The sequence below is a fragment of the Lactobacillus sp. genome, assembly GCF_014803895.1.
Map to the genome: position 1 here is coordinate 39,827 of NZ_JAAVAU010000014.1, position 6,157 is coordinate 45,983.

Below are 6,157 nucleotides of genomic sequence, written 5' to 3' on the forward strand. Positions count from 1 at the left end.
CCGCATTATTTAAAGCCCTTACATGATTAACTTATATTCTAACAAAAAAGACCCTAGAAGTTATCTTCTAAGGTCGTGAATCCTACTTTTTATCTGAATCCAAGAAATAAATCAAGGTCTGCAATTCAGTAGCTAAATCTACATTCTGTACTCTTACATCAGCTGGAGCAGATATCCGCAATGGAGTGAAATTCATAATTCCCTTAATCCCCGCATCAACCATCTCATCAGCAGTCTTTTGTGCCGCACTTTGAGGAACACAAAGAATAGCTATTGTAATTTGCTGTTCACGTAATTGTGTCTTCATGTCACGCATGTCGTATACTGGCACACCACTCATAATGGTACCGGTAATTTCAGGATTAATATCAAAAGCTGCTGAAATCCTAATATTATTTGTTCGCTTAAAATTATAATTAAGCAACGCATGTCCCATATTACCAACACCAACTAAAGCTACATTAGTTAGCGTATCTTGATTAAGAATTTTCTTAAAAAAGTTAAGTAAATTCTGAACATCATATCCATAACCACGCTTACCCAAGGCACCAAAGTAAGAAAAATCGCGACGAATAGAGGCACTATCCACCTGAACAGCTTCAGCTAGTTCAGTTGACGATACCTTCTCTTTACCTTCATCATTTAAGAAAATTAAGTAGCGATAATATAACGGTAATCTTTTAGCGGTTGCCTTAGGAATTTTTATTTCTTCCATCAAAAAACCTTCTAACTATGCTTGTGAATGTGAAATTTTTACTAATCATCATAATAATACGCATCTTATCGGGATAAAATCAAGTTATTTTTTCACAATAATCATATCTATCTCTTTTTTCACAAGAGAGATTATTTTTAGGATCTAAGCCCTATGGTACAATAATTGCTAGGAGAAGATAAATTATGATAATTGCACAAGCACAAAACCTCGAACAACATTTCGGGGCAAATACCATTTTTTCAGGAATTACCTTTTCTATTCCTGATAATGCCAGAATCGGTCTTGTCGGCCCTAATGGCGCTGGTAAGACTACTTTGTTAAAAATTATGACTGGTCAGCAAGAGCCAACTAGTGGTGCTTTTACCATTAATAAAGGAATTGATGTTGGTTACATTGCCCAGGAGAATGATTTAGATGAATCTAAAACTATCTGGGATGAAATGCTCACAGTCTTTACTGATTTAATTGAAAAAAATAAAAAAATCATGCATCTGCAGCAAGAAATTGCTGACCATCCTGAAGATGAGGATTTACTTAAACGCTATGATCAAGTTGCTTATGACTTTGAACAACAAGGTGGTTTTACCTATCAAGCAGAAATCAAGAGCATCTTGAATGGATTTAAGTTTACTGAAGATACTTGGAACAAGGTTATCGGCACTCTTTCTGGTGGTGAAAAGACACGTCTAGCTTTTGTAAAATTACTTTTGCAAAAACCACCACTACTCTTACTTGACGAACCTACTAACTACCTCGATCTTGATACGTTAGATTGGTTGGAAGCCTTTCTAAAAAATTATAAAGGCGCAATTGTAACCGTATCTCACGACCAGTACTTTTTAGATCACCTGGCTAATGAAATCTTTGAATTAAACTTTGGTAAATTAACAACCTTCAAGGGCAACTACACTCAGTATACTAAAGAACGTGAATTATTAAATACACAACAAGAAGCAGCCTACGAAAAACAGCAAGAACAAATTAAGAAAGAAGAAGAATTTATTCAAAAAAACTTGGTCCGAGCCTCAACTACTAAACGAGCCCAAAGTCGTCGTAAACGTCTAGAAAAGATGGAGCGTATCAAGCCACCTAAGCACAAGTCAAAAGTAAAAATTCATTTCAAGAGTGAACGTCCATCGGGTAAGGAAGTTTTAGTCTTAAAAGATTTAGATATCGGTTATCCAGATAAGACGATGGTGTCTGACATTAACTTCCAGGTTAACAAAAATGATCGTGTTGCAATAATTGGACCAAATGGTATTGGTAAATCAACCTTATTGAAAACCCTAATGAAGCAACTTGAGCCAAAAACTGGATCCGTCAAGTATGGTGCAAGTTTAGATATTGGTTACTACGATCAAGAACTTCAAAGTTTGGATCCTTCTAAAACAGTTCTTGATACTATCTGGGACCGTCATAAAACGATGCCTGAACGTGATGTTCGTTCAATCTTGGCAAGTTTCTTATTCACGGCTGAAGATATCGATAAGACTGTTTCTCAACTTTCCGGTGGTCAAAAAGCTCGTTTAACTTTAACAGTTCTTTCACTTGAAAAAGACAACTTCTTACTTATGGATGAACCTACTAACCACTTGGATATCGAAGCTAAGGAAGTTTTGGAACAGGCACTTGATAATTATGATGGTACCCTACTCTTTGTATCACACGACCGTTACTTCATTAACGAACTTGCGAATAAGATTGTTTCTGTCCGTGATGGTCATGCCAAGATCTATGAAGGTAACTATTCATATTATCTGGATGAAAAGGCTAAACAACAAGCTGCGGCTAACCAAGCCAATGAAGTAAGTGAAACTTCCGCAGCTCCTGCAGCTAACCAAAATAAAGGTAAATTATCTTACCAAGAACAAAAAGCACGCGATTCTCAAAAGAGAAAATTAGAACGTGCTATCAAAGATGCTGAAAAGCAAATTGAAGAATTAGAAAATCAAGAAAAAGAAATTCAAACTGAAATGGCCAATCCTGATATTGCAGCTTCCTTTGAAAAATTAGGACCACTACAAGAACAACTATCTACTATTCAAGAAAAACTTGATCAAGCAAATGAAGATTGGGAACAAGCTATTGATGCTTTAGATAATTTTGAATAAACGAAAAAGCTAGGTTTTACACCTAGCTTTTTTATGTGGTCAATTTTATTTAAAGTTAGCAACTTTGACATACATCTTTTTAGTCTTAGTTGCACCTTCAATTCTGTAGTAACGCTTGCCATTCTTAAATTTGTAAGAACTACCATAAGTAGTAATCTTAGTGCCCTTCTTTAAAGTAACTCTATTGGCACGCTTAGTGCTGGTAGCATATACATATGCGTTGTGCTTTAAAGTACGTTTAGTTCCATCTACGTTGGAAGCTTTGATAAAGTCGGGCTTATTTGCAATTTGATAGTATTCAGCACCATTAATAGAAATAGTTTCTTTATTAACTGTCACTTTCGTGTAAGCAGCAATTGTTCTTACTTTAGATGAACCTGAATTATCATAAACTAATGCTTTATGCATAACTGTCTTAGTCACAGTTTCCGGAGCTGGTGTACTGTTGGCTAAAGCCTTAGTCATAACCCATAAACCACCATTATCATTACTTCCATCAGCATCAGATTGAGACGTCATCGATACTTTTGTGTATGATGTTCCATAAACAATCATTGTTTTATTACTTACATAAATCTTAGTTCCTTGCGGTATATAAGTTCCTACTTCTGGATATTAAGTATCACTAAAAATATTATATCCTGGCGTATTATAATTTGGCGTTACATTTAATGTATAACCACCAGTTGCTGGAGTAACAAGTACTTCATATGAAATAGTAGTTTGTTTACCTTTACTATTAGTAGCGGTCAATTTTACTGTAGAAAAACTGCCTGGTTTGCTAGTATCTACGTTATTTTGATCAACAGTAATTTTTGCATCCCCTGCAGTAATCGTGAAAGTATCTCCATTACTACCTAAAATTTTAGTAGGGTCAAACTTCGAACCTACTGCAACTTGAAATATTTGATTATTAGGATCAGCAGTTACATCTTTACCGCCTTGTTTATATGTCACACTAAATTGTGGTTGTTCGCTCACAACTGTGTTGCTATTTTCAGTAGTATTTGTAGCAGCATTGACAAATGGAGCTACACCTATAGGAGCAACTGCTAATAAAGCTGCTACGGCTGCGCCAATTATTTTTGTTTTTCTCATAACCAAGTTCCTCATAAAACAAAAGATAGACTTACACTTTAAAAATAAGTATATCTTTTGTTATTCTTAAAATAAATTTTTGTGCTTATTAACTAAGCGATGATGTCCAAGATACTCTGTATATTCTATTCATAGTAGTTTGATTTACAGGATCCGCATTAGGATTATGGTACGCTACTGTTAAATATAAATCATTGTCATTAATTAACTGAATACCTTCAAATTCGGTTAAATATTTATTTCCATATTCATTTACTGCGTCTAACTCTGAATTATACTTTAAATTCACTTCTTCCCAATCTGATGGATCAGTACTCTTCCACGGAATTTTTACAATTTTTCTAGTTTCTCCATGATCTCCTGAAGTTGGGCTATAAAGGAATTACTGGAAATGCAACAACCATTATGTAAACTCTCCTTTTTTATTTATACTTTTACAGTACAGTAAAATAAGCAATATTTTCTTAAATTCCCACATTGTCAAAAAAATACCTTAGTAAGGCAATATTTTAATATAATTTTCAAAGCCTACTTCTTCCATCGCTTTTCGAAGTTATAAAACTTTATCTTTCTGATCAGTTAACAAATAAAAGTAATATGTAGCTAAAGTTTTATAAAAATACATAATTGGCTTAACTGGCATATTTTCAACTACTTGCAACGATTCATGAGCCCATTCTACAGAGTTATTTTGATAACAATTTTCTAAATAATTAATACAGATTCCCGATATTAATTCTTGGTGATCAGTATCATACTCATTTAAATCTTTTAATCTAGTTAAAAAAGTATGCATCACTATAGCCAAGTCATGAAACTCGAAAATCAGCATTGAATCTGCAAATAATTGCAAATTACTTATATTATCCAACCAATTATCATCATTAAATAAAGTATCGGTTATTTCTTGTTTCAAACTTTTATCTATCTCATAGACCTTCTTCTCTAATACCGCAACAATTAAAATAGCGCGATACTTTAGGTTCTGATTATCTTCCAAAGCCATAATCTTGGCTTTAGTCTCCTTAGCTCCATCCAAATCATGCGAAGTGAAATTCTCGACAATCTTTTGCCTTAACATTTCTACAACATCATTTTGCAATCCCCAATATCTCTTCATGAAAAGAATTGGACTTATATGCCGAGCTGCAAGTAAATCATACAAGTCATCAGCATCAATCTTACGTTCCGCATTTTCAATTCTCGAATAATTAGAAGCGCTAAGTTCAGTTCCAGCAATCATTTCCTTTTGCGTTAGATTTAATCTTTCACGTTCAGCTTTTAATGCATCCCCAATTCTCATTGCCATCCCTCGACTTTCTTACACAAGCATAGCATCTTTATTTGAAGAAAGTTTTAACTTATTACTTTATTTTAACTAATAAAAAAGACCAAGCTGTTCAACTCGATCTTTCATTTTATTCATCCTTCAACTTCTTGCTCTCAGCTTCCTTAGTCTTCTTAATAAGTCCCGTAATCACTGGATCATTTACTTCTTGAATCAATGAATCAGCTACTACCATTTCAATACTTACGTTAGCAACTTGTTCATCAAGTCCGCGCATCCGCCACATCATGGCTGCTTGCACTACTTCGTTATCACTAGACAAACCTTCATTCTTACAAGCTTCCAAAGTAGTCAATGATTGCAAGTTAAACATGTGCTCGTAAATTAATTTAGAAATCAAATTATAATTCCTTTTAGCAATTAAGATTGAAATCTTACCACGATTTTTAATAATATCCATTCTAACTTTTGGCGATAAAAATACGAGTGCTGAATTAGCACGCTCAATTTTAGGAAAATGTCCTTCATCTACTTCGATATTATTATCTTCAATAACCTTATCTAAAAATTTCTCAGTTGTTAACATTGACTTATGAAAGGCTTGGTTAACCTCAGGCGACATCGTTTTCTTATCACTCATCAATACACTGTAATAATGTTCGTTAAGTAACACCTTTAATAAGGCAATCGTATAATCTTCCATAGAAATACTCTTTCTTCTATACTAATAGTCTTCTTCCTTTTAGAATATAAGAAATTTATTTGAGAAACAAGTAACAAGTACAAAAAAAGACTAGTAACTAAAGTTACTAGTCTCACGTGTTATGGAGGATACAGGGTTCGAACCTGTGACCTCCTGCTTGTAAGGCAGATGCTCTCCCAGCTGAGCTAATCCTCCAAAGTGTGACCCGTACGGGATTTGAACCCATGTTACCGCCGTGA

At 34.2% G+C, this 6,157-nt stretch carries 7 protein-coding genes and 1 tRNA gene; 1 reads left to right on the top strand and 7 read right to left on the bottom strand.

Annotated features, from left to right (window positions below; genetic code table 11):
* Nucleotides 1–82: 82 nt before the first annotated feature.
* Nucleotides 83–715, bottom strand: coding sequence for a redox-sensing transcriptional repressor Rex (locus HDR40_RS05345; protein ID WP_290627294.1), 633 nt, complete (start codon nt 713–715; stop codon nt 83–85).
* A gap of 185 nt (nt 716–900) precedes the next feature.
* On the opposite strand from HDR40_RS05345, the gene HDR40_RS05350 reads away from it, so the two are divergent.
* Complete coding sequence (locus HDR40_RS05350; protein WP_290627296.1) at nt 901–2,829, top strand: ABC-F family ATP-binding cassette domain-containing protein; 1,929 nt, start codon at nt 901–903, stop codon at nt 2,827–2,829.
* 45 nt (nt 2,830–2,874) lie between these two features.
* On the opposite strand, the gene HDR40_RS05355 is transcribed toward HDR40_RS05350, so the two are convergent.
* The 6 genes from HDR40_RS05355 to HDR40_RS05380 form a co-directional block, all read right to left on the bottom strand.
* Entirely contained in the window at nt 2,875–3,384 is a 510-nt protein-coding gene (locus tag HDR40_RS05355) for an SLAP domain-containing protein (protein ID WP_290627298.1), read from the bottom strand.
* A gap of 60 nt (nt 3,385–3,444) precedes the next feature.
* Entirely contained in the window at nt 3,445–3,927 is a 483-nt protein-coding gene (locus HDR40_RS05360; RefSeq protein WP_290627300.1) for a hypothetical protein, read from the bottom strand.
* 88 nt (nt 3,928–4,015) lie between these two features.
* Nucleotides 4,016–4,264: a helveticin J family class III bacteriocin gene (locus tag HDR40_RS05365; protein ID WP_365936786.1), complete on the bottom strand. Its 249-nt coding sequence runs from the start codon at nt 4,262–4,264 to the stop codon at nt 4,016–4,018.
* Between the two features lie 216 nt (nt 4,265–4,480).
* Nucleotides 4,481–5,236: a helix-turn-helix domain-containing protein gene (locus HDR40_RS05370; RefSeq protein ID WP_290627302.1), complete on the bottom strand. Its 756-nt coding sequence runs from the start codon at nt 5,234–5,236 to the stop codon at nt 4,481–4,483.
* Between the two features lie 109 nt (nt 5,237–5,345).
* Entirely contained in the window at nt 5,346–5,918 is a 573-nt protein-coding gene (locus HDR40_RS05375) for a hypothetical protein (RefSeq protein WP_290627304.1), read from the bottom strand.
* A 122-nt stretch (nt 5,919–6,040) separates the two neighbouring features.
* A tRNA-Val gene (locus HDR40_RS05380) sits at nt 6,041–6,113 on the bottom strand.
* Nucleotides 6,114–6,157 lie beyond the last annotated feature (44 nt).